Annotated in this window: 18 protein-coding genes; 9 read left to right on the top strand and 9 right to left on the bottom strand. The window is 66.6% G+C overall.

Annotated elements, in window-relative coordinates; translation table 11 throughout:
- Window positions 1-5: 5 nt before the first annotated feature.
- The 9 genes from rbsK to O5M90_RS01900 form a co-directional block, all read right to left on the bottom strand.
- Window positions 6-932: a ribokinase gene (rbsK, locus tag O5M90_RS01940; protein ID WP_269841633.1), complete on the bottom strand. Its 927-nt coding sequence runs from the start codon at window positions 930-932 to the stop codon at window positions 6-8.
- Between the two features lie 26 nt (window positions 933-958).
- On the bottom strand, window positions 959-1,969 hold the full coding sequence (locus O5M90_RS01935; RefSeq protein WP_266008260.1) for a LacI family DNA-binding transcriptional regulator: 1,011 nt from the start codon (window positions 1,967-1,969) through the stop codon (window positions 959-961).
- Between the two features lie 237 nt (window positions 1,970-2,206).
- Window positions 2,207-3,517, bottom strand: coding sequence for a citrate synthase (gene gltA, locus O5M90_RS01930; RefSeq protein ID WP_137940647.1), 1,311 nt, complete (start codon window positions 3,515-3,517; stop codon window positions 2,207-2,209).
- Window positions 3,518-3,544: 27 nt separating this feature from the next.
- Window positions 3,545-3,820 (bottom strand): FAD assembly factor SdhE, encoded by a 276-nt coding sequence (locus O5M90_RS01925; protein WP_137940648.1) that lies wholly within the window; start codon window positions 3,818-3,820, stop codon window positions 3,545-3,547.
- A 22-nt stretch (window positions 3,821-3,842) separates the two neighbouring features.
- Window positions 3,843-4,547, bottom strand: a complete 705-nt coding sequence (locus O5M90_RS01920; RefSeq protein ID WP_137940649.1) for a succinate dehydrogenase iron-sulfur subunit — start codon at window positions 4,545-4,547, stop codon at window positions 3,843-3,845.
- Between the two features lie 13 nt (window positions 4,548-4,560).
- Window positions 4,561-6,357 (bottom strand): succinate dehydrogenase flavoprotein subunit, encoded by a 1,797-nt coding sequence (sdhA, locus tag O5M90_RS01915; protein WP_269841634.1) that lies wholly within the window; start codon window positions 6,355-6,357, stop codon window positions 4,561-4,563.
- Complete coding sequence (gene sdhD / locus O5M90_RS01910; RefSeq protein WP_269841635.1) at window positions 6,357-6,716, bottom strand: succinate dehydrogenase, hydrophobic membrane anchor protein; 360 nt, start codon at window positions 6,714-6,716, stop codon at window positions 6,357-6,359. Before sdhD ends, sdhA begins: the two co-directional genes overlap by 1 nt.
- Before the next feature lie 16 nt (window positions 6,717-6,732).
- Window positions 6,733-7,176 carry a succinate dehydrogenase, cytochrome b556 subunit gene (sdhC, locus tag O5M90_RS01905; RefSeq protein WP_262973015.1) on the bottom strand — a complete coding sequence of 148 codons (444 nt, stop codon included), beginning with the start codon at window positions 7,174-7,176 and terminating at the stop codon, window positions 6,733-6,735.
- Between the two features lie 95 nt (window positions 7,177-7,271).
- Window positions 7,272-8,033, bottom strand: a complete 762-nt coding sequence (locus O5M90_RS01900; protein ID WP_137940653.1) for a GntR family transcriptional regulator — start codon at window positions 8,031-8,033, stop codon at window positions 7,272-7,274.
- Window positions 8,034-8,294: 261 nt separating this feature from the next.
- Here O5M90_RS01900 and O5M90_RS01895 point away from each other — a divergent pair, with 261 nt between their 5' ends.
- The 9 genes from O5M90_RS01895 to O5M90_RS01855 all read left to right on the top strand — a co-directional run bounded on the left by O5M90_RS01895 (window position 8,295) and on the right by O5M90_RS01855 (window position 18,883).
- Window positions 8,295-9,284 (top strand): malate dehydrogenase, encoded by a 990-nt coding sequence (locus O5M90_RS01895; RefSeq protein ID WP_137940654.1) that lies wholly within the window; start codon window positions 8,295-8,297, stop codon window positions 9,282-9,284.
- Window positions 9,285-9,364: 80 nt separating this feature from the next.
- The gene (locus O5M90_RS01890; protein WP_269841636.1) at window positions 9,365-10,375 is read left to right on the top strand and encodes an HpcH/HpaI aldolase/citrate lyase family protein; all 1,011 of its coding nucleotides are present in this window, start codon (window positions 9,365-9,367) and stop codon (window positions 10,373-10,375) included.
- A gap of 108 nt (window positions 10,376-10,483) precedes the next feature.
- Complete coding sequence (locus tag O5M90_RS01885) at window positions 10,484-11,089, top strand: hypothetical protein (RefSeq protein ID WP_269841637.1); 606 nt, start codon at window positions 10,484-10,486, stop codon at window positions 11,087-11,089.
- 124 nt (window positions 11,090-11,213) lie between these two features.
- Complete coding sequence (locus tag O5M90_RS01880; RefSeq protein WP_137940657.1) at window positions 11,214-11,480, top strand: AbrB/MazE/SpoVT family DNA-binding domain-containing protein; 267 nt, start codon at window positions 11,214-11,216, stop codon at window positions 11,478-11,480.
- Entirely contained in the window at window positions 11,477-11,884 is a 408-nt protein-coding gene (locus O5M90_RS01875) for a type II toxin-antitoxin system VapC family toxin (RefSeq protein ID WP_137940658.1), read from the top strand. The genes O5M90_RS01880 and O5M90_RS01875 overlap by 4 nt, the downstream gene beginning before the upstream one ends.
- A 41-nt stretch (window positions 11,885-11,925) precedes the next feature.
- Entirely contained in the window at window positions 11,926-14,517 is a 2,592-nt protein-coding gene (gene acnB, locus O5M90_RS01870) for a bifunctional aconitate hydratase 2/2-methylisocitrate dehydratase (RefSeq protein ID WP_269841638.1), read from the top strand.
- A 149-nt stretch (window positions 14,518-14,666) separates the two neighbouring features.
- Window positions 14,667-16,292 carry a response regulator gene (locus O5M90_RS01865; protein ID WP_269841639.1) on the top strand — a complete coding sequence of 542 codons (1,626 nt, stop codon included), beginning with the start codon at window positions 14,667-14,669 and terminating at the stop codon, window positions 16,290-16,292.
- 3 nt (window positions 16,293-16,295) lie between these two features.
- Entirely contained in the window at window positions 16,296-16,925 is a 630-nt protein-coding gene (locus O5M90_RS01860; RefSeq protein WP_269841640.1) for a sensor histidine kinase, read from the top strand.
- Window positions 16,926-16,978: 53 nt separating this feature from the next.
- Window positions 16,979-18,883 (top strand): bifunctional 2',3'-cyclic-nucleotide 2'-phosphodiesterase/3'-nucleotidase, encoded by a 1,905-nt coding sequence (locus O5M90_RS01855; protein ID WP_269841641.1) that lies wholly within the window; start codon window positions 16,979-16,981, stop codon window positions 18,881-18,883.
- Window positions 18,884-18,890 lie beyond the last annotated feature (7 nt).

The raw sequence follows: 18,890 nt of genomic DNA, 5'->3' as shown, positions 1-18,890 counted from the left end.
GTTGTTCAAAGAGTGATTTCGGCGCGGCGCGGCATCGCCGACTGCACGCCGCTGCGGCTGACCGCAATGGCCGCCGCCGCCTGGCCCAGGCGCACCGCATCGGCCGCGCTCATGCCCTCGGCCAGACCGGCGGCCAGGCCGCCGACAAAGGTGTCGCCGGCACCGACGGTGTCGACCGCCTTTACGACCCGGGCCGGCAGATGCTGGACGCCGGCCGCGCCGCACAGCAGCACGCCTTGCGCGCCCAGCGTCACCAGCACCTGCTGCGGGCCGCGCTGCAGCAGCGCCAGCGCCGCAGCCGCGGCCTCGTCGACGCTGCCGCTGGCCATGCCGGCGAGCTGGCCGGCCTCGGTCTCGTTGACGATCAGCCAGCTGCTCAGGGCCAGCAAGGCATCGCCGACCGGCAGCGCCGGTGCCGCGTTCAGAATCGTCGTGACACCGGCCGCGCGGGCCAGCTCGAAGGCCTGGGTGATGGCCGGCACCGGTACCTCCAACTGGGCCACGACGACCTGGGCCGACTGCAGCAGCGCGGCACTGGCCTGCACATCGGCCGCGCTGAGCTGGGCATTGCTGCCGGGCACATAGACGATGGAGTTCTCTCCGCCCTCGCTGGCCACCATGATGACGGCGACGCCGGGCAGCGCCGCCGCATCGGCGACCACGCCGGAGGTTGTGATGCCCTCCTCGGCCAGCGCGGCCAGCAGCTCCGCGCCATGCTGGCGCGTGCCGACCCGCGAGACAAAAGCCACCGGCGCGCCCAGCCGGGCCGCCGCCACCGCCTGGTTGGCGCCCTTGCCACCGGGCGCCATCACAAAGGCCTCGCCCATCAGGGTCTCGCCGGGCCCGGGCAGACGCCGGGAATGCGAGACCATGTCCATATTGATGCTGCCGACCACCACCACCTGGGGGGCTGCATTTGCGCGCTGCGTCATGACACTTCTTCCCTTTTTGTTTTCTCTCAGCCCAGTCGCTGCGGCGCGGAGGTGCTTTCGCGCACCACCAGACGCGGTGTCAGCAGCACATCCTTCAGCGGCGCCGCCGGGTTCTCGATGCGGTCCACCAGCACCCGGGCGGCTTCGCGGCCCAGCTCCTTGATCGAGCAGCCCACCGTGGTCAGCGCCGGGTAGACGAAGCCGCTCAGCTCGATATCGTCGAAGCCGACGATGGAGAGCTGCTGCGGCACCTTGAGCCCCGATTCGGCGGCCGCGCGCAGCGCGCCCAGGGCCATCATGTCATTGCTGGCGAACAGGGCCGTGATGCCGGCCTGCGCGCGCAGCAGGCGGCGCGCCGCCTCGTAGCCGCCGGCGCTGCTGAAGTCGCTTTCGATCAGCAGGCTCTCATCGGGCGTGATGCCGCGATCGAGCTGGGCACGGCGCCAGCCGTCGACCCGCTCCGCCGTCACCTCGAACTCGGCCGGCCCGCTGATGCAGGCGATGCGGCGGTGGCCGAGGTCCAGCAGATGCTTGACCGCCTTGTAGGCGCCGTCGGCATTGTTGACGCTGACCCGGTCGGCACGCGCGCCCGGCACCAGGCGGTCCACCGTCACCGAAGGCACGGTGGCCAGCTTGAAGATGCGGGCCAGCGATGCGGCATCGCCGGCCGAGGACAGCAAGAGCCCGTCGATGCGTTTTTCCAGCAGCGTGCGCATGTACTGCTGCTGGCGTTTCGGGTCGTTGTCGGAGTTGCACAGGAACACCGAGTAGCCGGCCAGGCGGCAGCATTCCTCGACGCCGCAGACCAGCTCGGCGAAGAAGGGATTGTTGACGTTGGGCACCAGCACGCCGACGATCTTGGTCTCGCTTTTGCGCAAAGAGCGCGCCACCGCGCTGGGCAGATAGCCAATCTCCTCGACCGCCGCCAGCACCCGGCGCCGCGCATCGGCGCTGACAGGCCGGGTGTCGTTCAGCACATGGGAGACGGTGGTGAACGAGACCCCCGCCAGGGCCGCAACATCTTTGATCGTGCTCACAAGGACTCAGCGCTTTCCATCATCAATGACCACACAGTGGCAAACGTTTGCCAACCACAAAGCATAGCTGAAACAAGCAGCCTGACGGCAGGCCGGCAGCGCTGTTTGCGCAAATATCCGGGCCTGGCGGCCCCGGGCTTTCCCTGGTCCGCCGGCCCGGGCATCAAAAAACCCGCCGGGCCTGAAGGCCGGGCGGGTTTGGCAACAGCAGCGGGCACGCGGCCCGCGCGGGATCGATCAGCGTTGCGCGATCGGCTTGACGTCGCGCGGGGTCGAGCCGACGAAGAGCTGACGCGGGCGGCCGATCTTGTACTCCGGGTCACCGATCATCTCGTTGAGCTGGGCGATCCAGCCGACCGTGCGGGCCAGCGCGAAGATCGCGGTGAACAGCGGCACCGGGATGCCGATGGCGCGTTGCACGATGCCGGAGTAGAAATCGACGTTCGGGTAGAGCTTGCGGGCGACGAAGTACTCGTCTTCCAGCGCGATCTTCTCCAGCTCCATCGCCAGCTTGAACATCGGGTCGTTGTGCAGACCCAGCTCGTCCAGCACCTCGTGGCAGGTTTCGCGCATCAGCTTGGCGCGCGGGTCGTAGTTCTTGTAGACCCGGTGACCGAAGCCCATCAGCTTGACGCCGCTGTTCTTGTCCTTGACCTGCTTGATGAACTCGCCGATCTTGGCGACGCCACCCTGCTTCTGGATGTCGCCGAGCATGTTCAGCGCCGCCTCGTTGGCGCCGCCGTGAGCCGGGCCCCACAGGCAGGCCACGCCGGCCGCGATGGCCGCAAAGGGGTTGGTGCCCGAGGAGCCGCACAGGCGCACGGTCGAGGTCGATGCGTTCTGCTCGTGGTCGGCATGCAGCGTGAAGATGCGGTCCATCGCGCGCACCAGCACATCGTTGGGCTTGTAGTCCTCGCAGGGCGTGGCAAACATCATGCGCATGAAGTTGCCGGCGTAGCTCAGGTCGTTCTTCGGATAGATATAGGGCTGGCCGATGGTGTACTTGTAGGCCATGGCCACCAGCGTCGGCATCTTCGCGATCAGGCGGATCGCGGCGATCTCGCGGTGCTCGGGGTTATTGATGTCGGTGCTGTCGTGATAGAAGGCCGACATCGCGCCCACCAGACCGGTCATCACGGCCATCGGATGCGCGTCGCGGCGGAAGCCGCGCAGGAAGAACTGCATCTGCTCGTTGACCATGGTGTGGTTGGTCACGCGGGCGACGAAGTCTTCCTTCTGCGCCGGGTTGGGCAGCTCTCCGTACAGCAGCAGATAGCAGGTTTCGAGGTAGTCGCAGCTGGTGGCCAGCTGCTCGATCGGGTAGCCGCGATACAGCAGCTCGCCCTTGTCGCCATCGATATAGGTGATGGTCGAGTTGCACGAAGCGGTCGACAGGAAGCCGGGGTCGTAGGTGAACTTGCCCGTCTGCGCGTACAGCTTGCGGATGTCGATCACATCCGGGCCTATCGTGCCCTTGTACAGCGGCAGATCCATTTGCGGGCTGCCATCGGAGAACGACAGGGTGGCTTTGACGTCAGACGGGGTCATGGGCGTTCCTTATGACTTCTTGGGGATTCAGGGGGCGGTCCTGAGCAGGGCCAGGACCTCTTGCACATCGGCACGATCGAGTTCGCCTTCGGGCTGCTTGCGGCACAGGAACAGGTCCAACAAATCGTTGTCGGACAGTTCCATCAGCACGCGCAGGCCCTCGGCCTGATGCTCGGTCAGACTGCGGTCGTATCGAGCGAAGAAACGCTCGATGAAGAGATCATTCTCCAGCAGGCCGCGTCGGCAGCGCCAGCGCAGCTTGGAGAGGGCTCTCTCGTCGATCAGGGTGTTGACAGCGGTCATGACTGAGCGGGGCCGGGCATCGTCAGACGGCGCGCCGGACCATCAATTCCTTGATCTTGCCGATGGCCTTCGTCGGGTTCAGCCCCTTCGGGCAGACATCGACGCAGTTCATGATGGTGTGGCAGCGGAACAGGCGGTACGGATCTTCCAGATTGTCCAGACGCTCGCCGGTGGCCTCGTCGCGGCTGTCGGCGATGAAGCGGTAGGCTTGCAGCAGGCCGGCGGGGCCGACGAACTTGTCCGGGTTCCACCAGAAGCTGGGGCAGCTGGTCGAACAGCTGGCGCAGAGGATGCACTCGTACAGGCCGTTGAGCTCTTCGCGCTCTTCAGGGAACTGCAGACGCTCCTTGTCGGGCAGCGGCGTGTCGTTGACCAGATAGGGCTTGATCGAGTTGTACTGCTTGAAGAACTGCGTCATGTCGACGATCAGGTCGCGCACGACCGGCAGACCCGGCAGCGGCTTCAAGACGATGGTGCCCGGCAGGGTACGCATATTCGTCAGGCAGGCCAGACCGTTCTTGCCGTTGATGTTCATCGCATCCGAACCGCAGACGCCCTCGCGGCAGCTGCGACGGAAACTCAGGCTGGGATCGACGGCCTTGAGCTTGTTCAGGGCGTCCAGCAGCATGCGCTCGGAGCCGTCCAGCTCGACCTCGAGGGTCTGCATATAGGGCTTGGCATCCTTGTCCGGGTCGTAGCGGTAGATCTGAAAAGTACGCTTGGTCATAGTGATTTACCTCTTAGAACGTACGGACCTTGGGCGGAATCGACTCGGCCGTCAGCGGCTTCAAGTTGACCGGCTTGTAGTCCAGGCGGTTGCCTTCCGAGTACCACAGCGTGTGCTTCATCCACTGCTCGTCGTTGCGACCATTCGGGTGGGCGGGCGTGTCGCCGTAGTCGTCCACCGTGTGGGCGCCGCGGCTCTCGGTGCGGGCCGCTGCGGAGACGATGGTGGCCTGGGCCGCCTCGATCAGGTTCTCGACCTCCAGCGCCTCGATGCGGGCGGTGTTGAAGACCTTGGACTTGTCCTTCAGCGTGATGTTGGCGACGCGCTTGGCGATCTCGGCCACCTTGGCCACGCCCTCGTTGAGCATGGCCTGGGTGCGGAACACGCCGGCATGCTGCTGCATCGCGGCACGCAGATCGTTGGCCACATCCTGCGCGTACTCGCCGCTGGTGCTGGCGTCCAGACGGGCCAGGCGGGCCAGCGAGCGGTCGGCCGCATCGGCCGGCAGATCCTTGTGCGCTTTAGTCTTCAGGCCGGCGTCGACGATGTGGTTGCCGGCCGCACGGCCGAACACCAGCAGGTCGAGCAACGAGTTGGTGCCCAGGCGGTTCGCGCCGTGCACGCTGACGCAGGCGCACTCGCCCACCGCATACAGGCCGTTGATCACCGCATTGGGCTTGCCGTCCTTGGGCACGACCACCTGGCCATGGATATTGGTCGGGATGCCACCCATCTGGTAGTGGATGGTCGGCACCACCGGGATCGGTTCCTTGGTGATGTCGACATTGGCGAAGTTGTGGCCGATCTCGAACACCGAGGGCAGGCGCTTCATGATGGTGTCGCCGCCCAGATGGGTCATGTCCAGCTGGATGTAGTCCTTGTTCGGACCGCAGCCACGCCCTTCCTTGATCTCCTGGTCCATGCAGCGCGAGACGAAGTCGCGCGGTGCCAGGTCCTTCAGGGTCGGCGCATAGCGCTCCATGAAGCGCTCGCCATTGCTGTTGCGCAGGATCGCGCCTTCGCCACGGCAGCCTTCGGTCAGCAGCACGCCGGCATTGTGCACGCCGGTCGGGTGGAACTGCCAGAACTCCATGTCTTCCAGCGGGATGCCGGCACGCGCCGCCATGCCCAGGCCGTCGCCGGTGTTGATGAAGGCATTGGTCGAGGCGGCGAAGATGCGCCCTGCCCCGCCGGTGGCCAGCAGCACGGTCTTGGCCTGCAGGATGTGGACCTCGCCAGTCTCCATCTCCAGCGCGGTCACGCCCACCACATCGCCCTCGGCATCGCGGATCAGGTCCAGCGCCATCCATTCGACGAAGAACTGGGTCTTGGCCTTGACGTTCTGCTGGTACAGCGTGTGCAGCATCGCGTGGCCGGTCCGGTCGGCCGCCGCGCAGGCGCGCTGCACCGGCTTCTCGCCGTAGTTGGCGGTGTGGCCGCCGAAGGGGCGCTGATAGATCGTGCCGTCGGCATTGCGGTCGAAGGGCATGCCGAAATGCTCAAGCTCGTAGACGACCTTGGGCGCCTCGCGGCACATGAACTCGATCGCGTCCTGGTCACCCAGCCAGTCCGAACCCTTGACGGTGTCGAAGAAGTGGTAGTGCCAGTTGTCTTCCGACATATTTCCCAGGCTGGCGCCGATGCCGCCCTGGGCGGCCACGGTGTGCGAGCGGGTCGGAAAAACCTTGGACAGCACGGCCACATTGAGGCCGGCCAGCGAGAGCTGCAAGGAGGCGCGCATGCCGGAGCCGCCGGCACCGACGATCACGACATCAAACTTGCGCTTAGGAATCGAATTTGCCACCGTCATCACAGTCTCCACAACACTTGGATCGCCCAGCCGGCGCAACCCACCAGCCACACCAGCGTGAACACCTGCAGAAACAGGCGCGCACCGACGGGCTGCACATAGTCCATCCAGATATCGCGCATGCCCACCCACGCGTGGTAGGCCAGCGAGATGATCACGACAAAGGTCAGCAGCTTCATCCACTGCGACGAGAAGATCGCCGCCCAGTGGTCATAGCCCAGCTCGCCGGGCATCAGGAACTGCACCAGCAGCACGACGGTGAACAAGGCCATCAACACGGCCGTGATGCGCTGGGCCAGCCAGTCGCGCAGACCGTAGTGCGCACCCACGACGATGCGCTTGGAACCAAAAGTACTCATTGTTTTAACCTCGCGTTCAGTACAGGCCGAAGAGCTTGGCCGCGACGGCCAGGGTCAGCAGCACGCTGGCGGCCAGCGTGAACACCGCCGACGAGTGGCCCTGCTCCTTGCTGACGCTGTGCGTCGCATCCATCCACAGATGGCGCACGCCGGCGATGAAGTGATGCAGATAGGCCCAGGCCAGGCCCAGCACCACCAGCTTGATGAACCAGGCCGGCACAAAGCCGATACCGGCCACAAAGGCGTTGGTGAAGGCGTCGTAGGAGATCTCGGATGTCAGGCTGTTGTCGAACATCCAGATGATGAAGGGCAAGAGCAGGAACATCAGCAGACCGCTGACCCGATGCAGGATGGACACAAAGCCGGCCGGCGGCAGCCGGTAGGTTCGCACATCGGTAAAGATATTGATGTTGCGATAGACCGGTCTTTTCTTGGCGGTACCGTTGGTGGTGCTTGTCATACCCAACCTTATGTAATCAACATGAAACCCGAGGATTTTATTGCAATGCAGCAGGAGCTCTGCGGCGACAGTGCGCGCTACGCAACGCGCAAGGATTAGTTCAGCTCATTGCGGTAAAAGTGTGAGGCGGTGTTATAGAGGCCGCGCCGCAGCTCGACCGGCTTGTCACCATAGGTGAAGGACAGGCGCTCGACGCTCAGCAGCGGCGTGCCCGGCGCCACCTGCAGCAGCGCTGCGGCCTCGGCATCGGCCGCGACCGCACGGATCTGCTCCTGCGCGCGAATCATGTGCACGCCGAACTCGGCCTCGAACAGGCCGTAGAAGGGGCCGCGGTGTTTTTCGAGCCGCTCGGCCGTCAACCCTTTGAACAGGGCGCCGGGCAGCCAGATATCGTCCAGCACTACCGGGTGGTTCTTGCTGTGCAGCAGCCGGCGCACCTCGACCATCGGGTCGCCGGCACGCATCTGCAGCTGCTTGGCGATCCAGGCAGGCGCGCGCTGGCGCTTGCAGTCCAGCAGCTGGCGACCCAGCGCCTCCTGGCCCTCGTCGGGCATCAGGCGCAGAAAGCGGTACTGGATCTTCTGCTCGGCATGGGTCGCGACAAAAGTGCCCTTGCCCTGACGACGCACCAGCAGATTGTCGGCCGCCAGCTCGTCGATGGCCTTGCGCACCGTGCCCTGGCTGACGCCGAAACGCGTCGCCAGCTCGATCTCGCTGGGGATCGCCTCGCCCGCCTTCCACTCGCCGGCCTGCAGGCTGGCGATGATCAGCCCCTTGATCTGGCGGTACAGCGGACTGAAAGAGGGGCCGGCGTCCGGGCGTGCGGATTCGCCGGACAGCGGTGGGGCGGTCGACATGGCCGGCATTGCAGCACAGGTCGGGGCCATTCGTCCATCAAAGTTGAGTGATATCTTCTATAAGACATAAGACGCGAGCAAGAAATCCGGAAAACATCGCATAATCGCGCGCTATGGCATCGCAGGCCGCCAGTCCAGCCGGGTAAGCCCTTGGACTGTCCTACACTTGCGCGGCACTCGCCGGAACGCTGGAGCTTGTCTTCCGGCACCCCTGCGGGCATGGAACACCCCCATATTTCGTCATTACTCCGGAGCTTTCACATGAGCACAAAGAAACCCGTTCGCGTCGCCGTTACCGGTGCCGCCGGCCAGATCGGCTACGCCCTGCTGTTCCGCATCGCCTCCGGCGAAATGCTGGGCAAGGACCAGCCGGTGATCCTGCAGCTGCTGGAGATCCCTGACGAGAAGGCCCAGAACGCGCTGAAGGGCGTGATCATGGAGCTGCAGGACTGCGCCTTCCCGCTGCTGGTGGGCATCGAGGCCCACAGCGACCCGATGACCGCCTTCAAGGACACCGACTACGCACTGCTGGTCGGCTCGCGTCCGCGCGGCCCGGGCATGGAGCGCTCGGAGCTGCTGTCGATCAACGGCGCCATCTTCACCGCCCAGGGCAAGGCGCTGAACGCCGTGGCCTCGCGCAATGTCAAGGTGCTGGTGGTCGGCAACCCGGCCAATACCAATGCCTATATCGCGATGAAGTCGGCCCCGGACCTGCCGGCCAAGAACTTCACCGCAATGCTGCGCCTGGACCACAACCGCGCCGCCTCGCAGCTGGCCGCCAAGACCGGCAAGCCGGTCGCCGAGATCGAGAAGCTGGCCGTCTGGGGCAACCACTCGCCGACCATGTACGCCGACTACCGCTTCGCCACCATCGGCGGCGCCTCGGTCAAGGCCATGATCAATGACGAGGCCTGGAACCGCGAAACCTTCCTGCCCACCGTGGGCAAGCGCGGCGCCGCCATCATCGCGGCCCGCGGCCTGTCCTCGGCCGCCTCGGCCGCCAATGCCGCGATCGACCATATGCGCGACTGGGCCCTGGGCACCAATGGCAAGTGGGTCACGATGGGCATCCCCTCGGGCGGCGAGTACGGCATCCCCAAGGATGTGATGTTCGGCTACCCGGTCACCTGCGAAAACGGCGAATACAAGATCGTCGACGGCCTGGAGATCGATGCCTTCTCGCAAGAGTGCATCAACAAGACCCTGAACGAGCTGCTGGAAGAGCAGGCGGGCGTCAAGCACCTGCTCTGAGCCTCAGGCTTGAGCGACACTCGCTTGAGCAAAACCAAGGGTCGGCTTTTGCCGGCCCTTTTTTCATTGAGACCGCCATCGTGACCACCGCTCCCCACCCCCGCCTGGCCCTGTTCGAGGAAGGCGACGCCGCCACCACCCTGCCCGTGGTCGACCACTACTGCGGCGTCGAAGCCCGCATGAGCAAGAGCCTGGAGCTGCAGGCCGAGATGGGCCCGGTGTTCGACATCACGCTGGACTGCGAGGACGGTGCCCCGATAGGCGGCGAGGCCGAGCATGTGCAACTGGTGCTCGCGATGCTCCACAGTGCGAACAACCGGTTCGGCCGCGTCGGCGCCCGCGTCCATCCGCTGGATCACCCCGCCTTCGAGGCCGATGTCGACGGCCTGATCGCCGGCGCCGGTGCGAAGCTGGCCTATCTGATGGTGCCCAAGCCGCGCGGCATCAACGATGTCGAGCAAGCCTGCGCCTTCATCGACGCCAGCCTGGCCCGCCACGGCATCAGCCGCCCGCTGCCTGTCCATGTGCTGATCGAGACCCATGGCGCGCTGCGCGAGGTGCAGCAGATCGCCGCCCACCCGCGCATCGAGTCGCTGTCCTTCGGCCTGATGGACTTCGTCTCGGCCCATCGTGGCGCGATCCCGCGCCAGGGCATGAGCCTGCAGGGCCAGTTCAGCCATCCGCTGGTGGTGCGCGCCAAGCTCGAGATCGCCGCCGCCGCCCATGGCTTTGGCAAGACACCGTCGCACTGCGTGGTCACCGAGTTCAAGAAGGTCTCAGCGATCGAGGAAGCCGCGCGGCGCGCGGCGCGCGAGTTCGGCTACACGCGGATGTGGAGCATCCACCCGAGCCAGATCCAGCCCATCATCGACGCCTTCGCCCCCAGCGTGGCCGAGATCGACGAGGCCATCGACATCATCCATGCCGCCCAGGCGGCCCATTGGGCGCCGATCCAGTACCGCGACCAGCTGCACGACCGTGCCAGCTACCGCTATTTCTGGCAGTTGCTCGAGCGCGCCCACCGCACCGGCCAGACCCTGCCGATCGAAGTCGAGCAGGCCTACTTCGGCGACGCCGCCCATTTGGGGTAAAGCAGGGGGTGGCGGCGCTGCGGCGGCGGTGACAATCGCTCACCCGCGCCGGCCGCCGATGCGGCTACATTGCAGCGCGAGCCTTCACTGCCGTACCCAGAGATACCCATGAAAATCATTCCCACCCTGACCCTGCTGATCAGCCTCGCGAGCGCTGGCGCCGTGATGGCCCAATCCGCGAGCCCTGCCGCCCCTGCCGCCGCCAAACCGGCCAACAAACAAGCCGTCAAGAAAGCCCCGGTCAAGCCGCGCGGCAAGCCGGCGCCGGTGCCGCCGCCCCCGCCGCCGCTGGCCGATGCCACCGAAGAACAGCTGGCCGCCACCGAGCGCGCCTATCTGGGTACCTATGACTGCGAGTTCAAGCAATCGGTCAGCATCACCCGCAATATCAAGCCCGGCTATCTGGACGTGATGTGGCAGAAGGACACCTTCACGATGAAGCCGGTGCTGTCCTCGACCGGCGCGCTGCGCCTGGAGGACGTGACCGGCCGGACCCTGATGATCCAGATCGCCAACAAGTCCATGCTGATGGACACCCATGTGGGCCGGCGCCTGGTCGACGAGTGCCTGCATCCCGAGCACCGCGCCGCGATCGAGGCCGCCAAGATCGCCCGCGCCGCCGCTGCCGCATCGGCCGCCGCCTCCGGCCTGGAGGTCGAAGCCGACGCCAGCAGCCTGGGCATCGCCCCCAGCCCCGCCAAGCGCGGCAGCTGAAGCCGGCCCGGCAGACTCTGATCGGCGCGCGGGTATTCCCGGGCGAGGTCAAAGTATGTAGAATCAATGCATACTTTCATCGCCATACCGACGCCCATACCCGCGCCATTTCCGGAGCCCTGCCATGGAAGCCACCGTTGCCGAACGCGGCCAGATCACCCTGCCCAAGGCGGTGCGTGATGCGCTGGGCCTGAGCAAGGGCACCACGCTCAAGGTCGAACTTGACGGCGGCCGCATCATCCTGAGCAAGAACGTCGACGACGCGCTGGCCAAGCTGCGCGGGCGTTTCAAACTGGCCGAAGGCTTCACCAGCACCAATGACGCGATGCGCGCGCTGCGTGGCCGCGCCCCGGGCGACCCCTATCCCGCGCCCAGCGAGGACGAGACATGATCGCCGTCGACTCCTCCGTGCTGGTCGACGTGCTGACCGGCGATGCCGAGTACGGCGAGGCCTCCTCGCTGGTGCTGGCCAAGGCCTTGAGCGAGGGCGAGGTCGTCATCAGCGAAGCGGTCGTGGCCGAGGTCCAGACCCTGCTCGACACGCGCGAGACCGTGATGGACGCGCTCAATGAGTTCGGCATCCGCTTCGAACCCATCCAGCAGGCCGCCGCCGTGCGCGCCGGTCATATGCAGCGCCGCTACCGCGACCGTGGCGGCAAGCGCGAGCGCGTGGTGGCCGATTTCCTGATCGGCGCCCATGCCCTGCTGCAGTGCCAAGCCCTGATCACCCGCGACGAAGGATTCTTTCGCGATTACTACAAGGGCCTGAGGCTCATCGTTCCCCAGGTACGTTGACCCGCCCGCTGACCCCACCTAGCCCCCCCCCAGGAGTAGCCATGTTGCAAGCCTATCGCCAACACACCGCCGAGCGCGCCGCGCTGGGCATCCCGCCCCTGCCTTTGGACGCCAAGCAGGTGGCCGAGCTGATCGAGCTGATCAAGACGCCACCGAGCGGTGAAGGCGAGTTCCTGCTGGACCTGCTGACGCACCGCGTGCCGCCGGGCGTCGATGACGCCGCCAAGGTCAAGGCCAGCTTCCTGGCCGCCGTGGCCCATGGCGACCTGACCGTGGGCCTGATCTCCAAGGCCAAGGCCACCGAGCTGCTGGGCACCATGGTGGGCGGCTACAACGTCCATCCGCTGATCGAGCTGCTGGACGATGCCGAGGTCGCCGAGGTCGCCGCCGCCGGTCTGAAGAAGACCCTGCTGATGTTCGACTTCTTCAACGATGTCGCCGAGAAGGCCAGGGCCGGCAATGCGCAGGCCAAGGCCGTGATGCAGAGCTGGGCCGAGGCCGAGTGGTTCACCTCGCGCCCCGAAGTCGCCAAGAAGATCACCGTGACCGTGTTCAAGGTGCCCGGCGAGACCAATACCGACGATCTGTCGCCGGCCCCCGATGCCTGGAGCCGTCCGGACATCCCGCTGCACTATCTGGCGATGCTGAAGAACACCCGTCCCGGCGCGGCCTTCGTGCCCGAGGAAGACGGCAAGCGCGGCCCGATGAAATTCATCGAGGAGCTGAAGAGCAAGGGCCATCTGGTGGCCTATGTCGGCGATGTGGTCGGCACCGGCTCCTCGCGCAAGAGCGCCACCAACAGCGTGATCTGGGCCACCGGCCAGGACATCCCCTTTGTGCCGAACAAGCGCTTCGGCGGCGTCACGCTGGGCGGCAAGATCGCACCTATCTTCTTCAACACGCAGGAAGACTCCGGCGCACTGCCGATCGAGGTCGATGTCTCGGCCTTCGAGATGGGCGATGTGATCGACATCTACCCCTACGAGGGCAAGATCGAGAAGGACGGCAAGGTCGCGGTCGAATTCCAGCTCAAGAGCGATGTGCTGTTCGACGAGGTGCGCGCCGGCGGCCGTATCAACCTGATCATCGGCCGTTCGCTGACCGCCAAGGCCCGCGAGTTCCTGGGCCTGCCCGCCTCCACCAGCTTCCGCCTGCCCCAGCCGCCGGCCGCCACCCAGGCCGGCTTCACGCTGGCCCAGAAGATGGTTGGCCGCGCCGTCGGCCTGCCGGAAGGCCAGGGCGTGCGCCCCGGCACCTATTGCGAGCCCAAGATGACCACGGTCGGCTCGCAGGACACCACCGGCCCGATGACCCGCGACGAGCTGAAGGACCTGGCCTGCCTGGGCTTCTCGGCCGATCTGGTGATGCAGAGCTTCTGCCACACCGCCGCCTATCCGAAGCCGGTCGACGTCAAGACCCACCGCGAGCTGCCCGCCTTCATCAGCAACCGCGGCGGCGTCTCGCTGCGCCCCGGCGACGGCGTGATCCACAGCTGGCTGAACCGCCTGCTGCTGCCCGACACCGTCGGCACCGGCGGCGACAGCCACACCCGCTTCCCGATCGGCATCTCCTTCCCGGCCGGCTCCGGCCTGGTGGCCTTCGGTGCCGCCACCGGCGTGATGCCGCTGGACATGCCCGAGTCGGTGCTGGTGCGCTTCAAGGGCCAGATGCAGCCCGGCATCACCTTGCGCGACCTGGTCCATGCGATCCCGCTGTATGCCATCAAGCAAGGCCTGCTGACCGTCGCCAAGGCCGGCAAGATCAATGCCTTCTCGGGCCGCATCCTGGAAATCGAAGGCCTGCCGGATCTGAAGGTGGAGCAAGCCTTCGAGCTGAGCGACGCCTCGGCCGAGCGCAGCGCCGCCGGCTGCACCGTGCACCTGAACCCCGAGCCGATCAAGGAATACCTCACCAGCAATATCGTGCTGATGAAGAACATGATCGCCGACGGCTATGCCGACGCCCGCACCCTGCAGCGCCGCATCCAGGCCGTCGAAGCCTGGCTGGCCGACCCCAAGCTGATGAAGGCCGACGCCGACGCCGAGTACGCCCACGTCATCGAGATCGACCTGGCCGACATCAAGGAGCCCATTCTGTGCTGCCCGAATGATCCGGACGATGCCAAGTTCCTCAGCGATGTGGCCGGCACCAAGATCGACGAGGTCTTCATCGGCTCCTGCATGACCAACATCGGTCACTTCCGTGCCGCCTCCAAGCTGCTGGAAGGCAAGCGCGACATCCCGGTCAAGCTGTGGGTCGCCCCGCCGACCAAGATGGACGCCCAGGAGCTGACCAAGGAAGGCCACTATGGCACCTTCGGCACGGCCGGTGCGCGCATGGAAATGCCGGGCTGCTCGCTGTGCATGGGCAATCAGGCCCAGGTCAAGGAAGGCGCCACCGTGGTGTCCACCTCCACGCGCAACTTCCCCAACCGTCTGGGCAAGAACAGCAACGTCTACCTGGCCTCGGCCGAGCTGGCCGCGATCGCCTCCAAGCTGGGCCGCATCCCGACGGTGGCCGAGTACCACGCGGACATGGGCGTGATCAATGCCGACGGCAGCAAGATCTACAAGTACATGAACTTCGACCAGATCGAGGAGTACGCGGAGACGGCCAAGGGCGTGACGGCCTGAGTCTGAATCGGGCTTGACCGATCAGCGGCCCGCCGACGCGAAGTCGGCGGGCCGCTGTCTTTGTGGCCCTCGCGGTACAAAGTCGCATGAAGCGCCTGCGCTTTCACTTACAGTCACTCGGATGACGCCCACCGCGCCGGAGTGATGCCATGAGTGCAGCTCAGCCCAAACCGACCTCGGCCTACAAGGTGCTGGTGGTCGACGACCAGCAGCAGATGCGCCAGATCATCCGCGAGTCGCTGTACCGGCTGGGCATACGCACGGTGCTGATGGCCGGCAATGCGGCCGAGGCCCTGAAGGCCATGCGTGGCGAAGGCATCGACCTGGTGCTCAGTGATTACAACCTCGGCGAAGGCCCGGACGGCCAGCAGTTGCTGGAGGCCGCGCGCGGCGCCAAGCTGCTGAGCCCGGTCGCGCCGTGGATCTACATCACCGCCAATGCCTTGCGCACCGACATCCTGGCGGCCGGCGATTTCATGCCCGACGGCTATATCGTCAAGCCCTTCACCGACCAGCTGCTGTCGCGCTATATCGAGGCGCTGTCGACCCGCAAGCAGACGCTGGCGCCCCTGCTGCTGGCGGTCGAGGCCCAGCAATGGGAGCAGGTGCTGGAGGCCGCCGAGGGCTTCATCCGGCGCGGCGATGCGCTCAGCGTCGAGGGCCTGAAGCAGAAGGCTCAGGCGCTGATGCGGCTGGCCCGCTTCGAGGACGCCCGCGCCTGCTACGCGCAGGCGCTGCAGCTGAACTCCGAGCTGTCCTGGGCCCAGCTGGGCCAAGCCCAGGCCCTGCGGGCGCTCGGCAAGACCGAGCAGGCCCGCGCCGCGCTGGAGCAGCTGACGCGCGACCAGCCCTCCTATGCCAGCGCCTATGACGTGCTGCTGGAGATGGCCGAAGACCAGGGCGACGCACAGGCGGCGATGGGCATCGCCCAGACCGTCGCCGATCTGGTACCGAACGCCAAGCGCAAGCTGCGCCTGGGCAGCCTGGCCTTGGGCGCCGGCGAGACCGAGACGGCACTGAAGGCACTGGAGCAGGCCGCCGCGAAGAACAAGCACGCGGTCCAACCGACGCCGCAGGCCCAGCTGCTGCTGACCCAGGCCCTGCTGGACAAGGGCGACGCCCTGCGCGCGCTGAGCCTGGCCGGCGAGCTGGCGAAGAAGTTTGCCGACTCGCCGGACGCGGGCCTGCTGTCCAAGGCCCTCAGCGCTCAGGCCCAGCAGCGCCTGGGCAATGCGGCCGCCGCGACCGCGCTGATGCAGGAGGTCGAGCAGCGCATGGCCAAGACACCGCTGGACGAGCAGCACAAGCTGCTGATTGCGAAGAGTGCGCTGGCCACCGGCCAGACCGCGCTGGGCCAGCAGCTGATCACCGAGCTGGCGCGCAACCACAGCGACCGCCCCCTGCTGCTGGCCAGTGCGCTGCGCGCCGCCGAGGGCACACCGGCCGAGGCCGAGTGCCGGGCCCTGATCGAGCAGGTCGGCCGCGAGATGACAGAAGCGATGAACGCGCTGCAGCAGGCCAAGCGCAGCGGCGATGTGGCGCGGGCACTGGCGCTCGGCGAGCAGGCGCTGGCGCTGTCGCCGCAGAACTTCAATGTGCTGATCGAGCTGTGCAGCCTGCACCTGATCGCGATGGGGCGCGAGAGCGCGGATGCACGCGAACCGCATCGCGCGCGCGCCGCCGAGCTGCTGGCCCGGCTGGAGCACAGCCACCCCAATCACGACCGCGTCGCGGCGGCCCGCAAGTTCTATCGCGAGCGCGCCGGCGCCGCCTGAGCCATGCTGGATCGCTACCTCAACGCCGCGGTGCTGCACGACCTGAAGAACCGCCTGGCCATCCTCAGCGACGAGCTGACCAAGCTCGGCCGGCTGGACCTGCCGGCCCAGGCCCACCAGCATGCGCGCCAGGCCCATGAGCAGGCCCATGTGCTGACCCGCAAGCTGGTCGAGTTCCTGACCGCCCAGCAGGCCAGCGAGGCCGGCGGCCTGCGCGCCGCTGCGGCCGAGGAGATTCCCGAGGCGATGCTGCAGGACATGCATGCCGAGGCCCAGATGCTGATACACGGCGGGCTGCAGCTGCAGCTGGAGATCGCCGCTGCGGTGCCGGCCTTCTGGTTCTTCGATCAGCATCTGGTGCGGCTGGCGCTCGACTCGGCGCTCTACAACGCGCTGCGCTTCGCACGCAGCCGCATCGTGCTGGGCCTGCGGGTCGAGGACGGCCAGCTGTGCTTTTCGGTGCGCGATGACGGCCCCGGCCTGCAGGCCACGCCGGCCCACAACTCGACAGGCCTGGGCCGCCTGGTCTGCGACGAGGTCGCCAAGGCCCATCGCAACAAGGGCCGCAGCGGCCGCAGCGTGTTGCGCAACCATGCGGACGGCGGCGCGGTGTTCGAGCTGTTTCTGCCCTGATGAGTGGAGGCCGGCCTGCTAGCATGCCGGCTTCCCTGCCCTCGCCCGTCCCGATGAATCCGACCCCTGCCCTCCTCCTGGCCCTGCTGTCCCTGGCCGGCGGCGCCCATGCCGCCGAGCTGAAGCTGCGCATCCTGCAGACCAGCGATGTGCACATGAACCTGCTGAACTACGACTACTACCAGGACAAGAGCACCGATGAATACGGCCTGGCCAAGACCGTCAGCCTGATCAAGGCGGCGCGGGCCGAGGCCAGGAACAGCCTGCTGTTCGACAACGGCGATCTGCTGCAGGGCAATCCGCTGGGCGATGTGGTGGCAAGGGTCAGGCCGCTGGCCAAGGACGCCGTGCACCCGGCCTACAAGGTGCTGAACCTGCTGAAGGTGGACGCCGCCAATATCGGCAACCACGAGTTCAACTACGGTCTGCCCTTCCTGCGCCAGGCCATCGCCGGCGCGCAATTCCCCTATGTCAGCGCCAATGTGGTCGAGGCCGGCAGCGGCAAGCCGGCCTTCACGCCCTATGTGATCCTGCAGCGCACGCTCGTCGACGAGGCCGGTCAGAGCCATGCGCTGAAGATCGGCGTGATCGGCTTTGTGCCGCCGCAAATCATGCAGTGGGACCGCCAGCATCTGGAAGGCCGGGTCCAGGCGCTGGACATCATCGAGGCGGCCCGGCGCTATCTGCCCGAGATGCGCGCGGCCGGCGCCGAGTTGGTGGTGGCGATCGCGCACAGCGGCTTCGAGAAGACCGAACAGCCCAAATTCGCCGAGAACGTGGCCGCCCAGCTGGCCCGGGTGCCAGGTGTTGACTCCTTGCTGCTGGGCCATGCCCATGCCGAGTTCCCCAGCCCCACCTTCGCCGGCTACCCCGGCGTGGATCTGGTGCGCGGCAGCATCTTTGGTGTGCCCAGCGTGATGCCGGGCCGCTGGGGCGATCATCTGGGCGTGATCGATCTGAAGCTGGACAACAGCAGCGGCGCCTGGAAGGTGGTCGACAGCCGCGCCGAGATCCGCGCGATCTACCAGCGCAGCAGCCGGCGTGCGCTGGTCGAGGCCGATCCGATGGTGGCGCAGACGATTGCGGTCGAACACCAGCAGACGCTGGACTATGTGCGCAGCCAGGTGGCCATCACCGAGGCGCCCATCCACAGCTACTTCGCCCAGGTGGCCGACGACCCCTCGGTCCAGGTCGTCGCCCAGGCCCAGCTGGCCTATGTGGCACGCGCGGTGCGCGGCACGGCCTATGAAAAGCTGCCGCTGCTCTCGGCCGCCGCGCCCTTCAAGGCCGGCGGGCGCCAGGGCTGGAGCAATTACACCGACATCCCGGCCGGCCCGGTCGCGATCAAGCATGTGGCCGATCTCTATGTCTACCCCAACACCATCAAGGCAGTGAAGATCACGGGCGCCGAGCTGCGCGAATGGCTGGAGATGTCAGCCGGCCAGTTCCGGCAGATCGACCCCAAGGGGCCGGCCGAGCAGGCGCTGATCGAGCCGGGCTTTCGCTCCTACAACTTCGACACCATCGAGGGCGTCAGCTACGAGATCGATGTCAGCCAGCCGGCTCGCTATGACGCCGAGGGCAGACGCAGCACCGCCCAGGGGCACCGCATCGTCAATCTGCGCTACCAGGGCCAGCCCGTTGACGCGGCCGCCGAGTTCCTGGTCGTCACCAACAACTACCGTGCCAACGGCGGCGGCGGTTTTCCCGGCCTGAGCGCCGAGCGCATCGTGATCGACGCGCCCGACGAGAACCGCGAGGCGCTGGCCCAGTACCTGAGCACGGTCAAGCGCTTCAACCCCACGGCCGACGGCAACTGGCGCATCCTGCCGGTGCCGGGCATCCGGCTGCGCTTCAGCTCCAGCGCCAGCGGCATCCAGCACCTGCCGCGCACGCCGGCCGTGCGCCTGGTCAAGGACCAGGGCGACGGCTCGGCCCTGTACGAGCTGGCGCACTGAGCTGCGG

The organism is Paucibacter sp. M5-1 (assembly GCF_027498415.2).
GTDB lineage: Bacteria > Pseudomonadota > Gammaproteobacteria > Burkholderiales > Burkholderiaceae_C > Roseateles_E.
The sequence above is the reverse complement of the archived record's forward strand: the minus strand, read 5'-3'. Positions and strand labels throughout refer to the sequence as shown.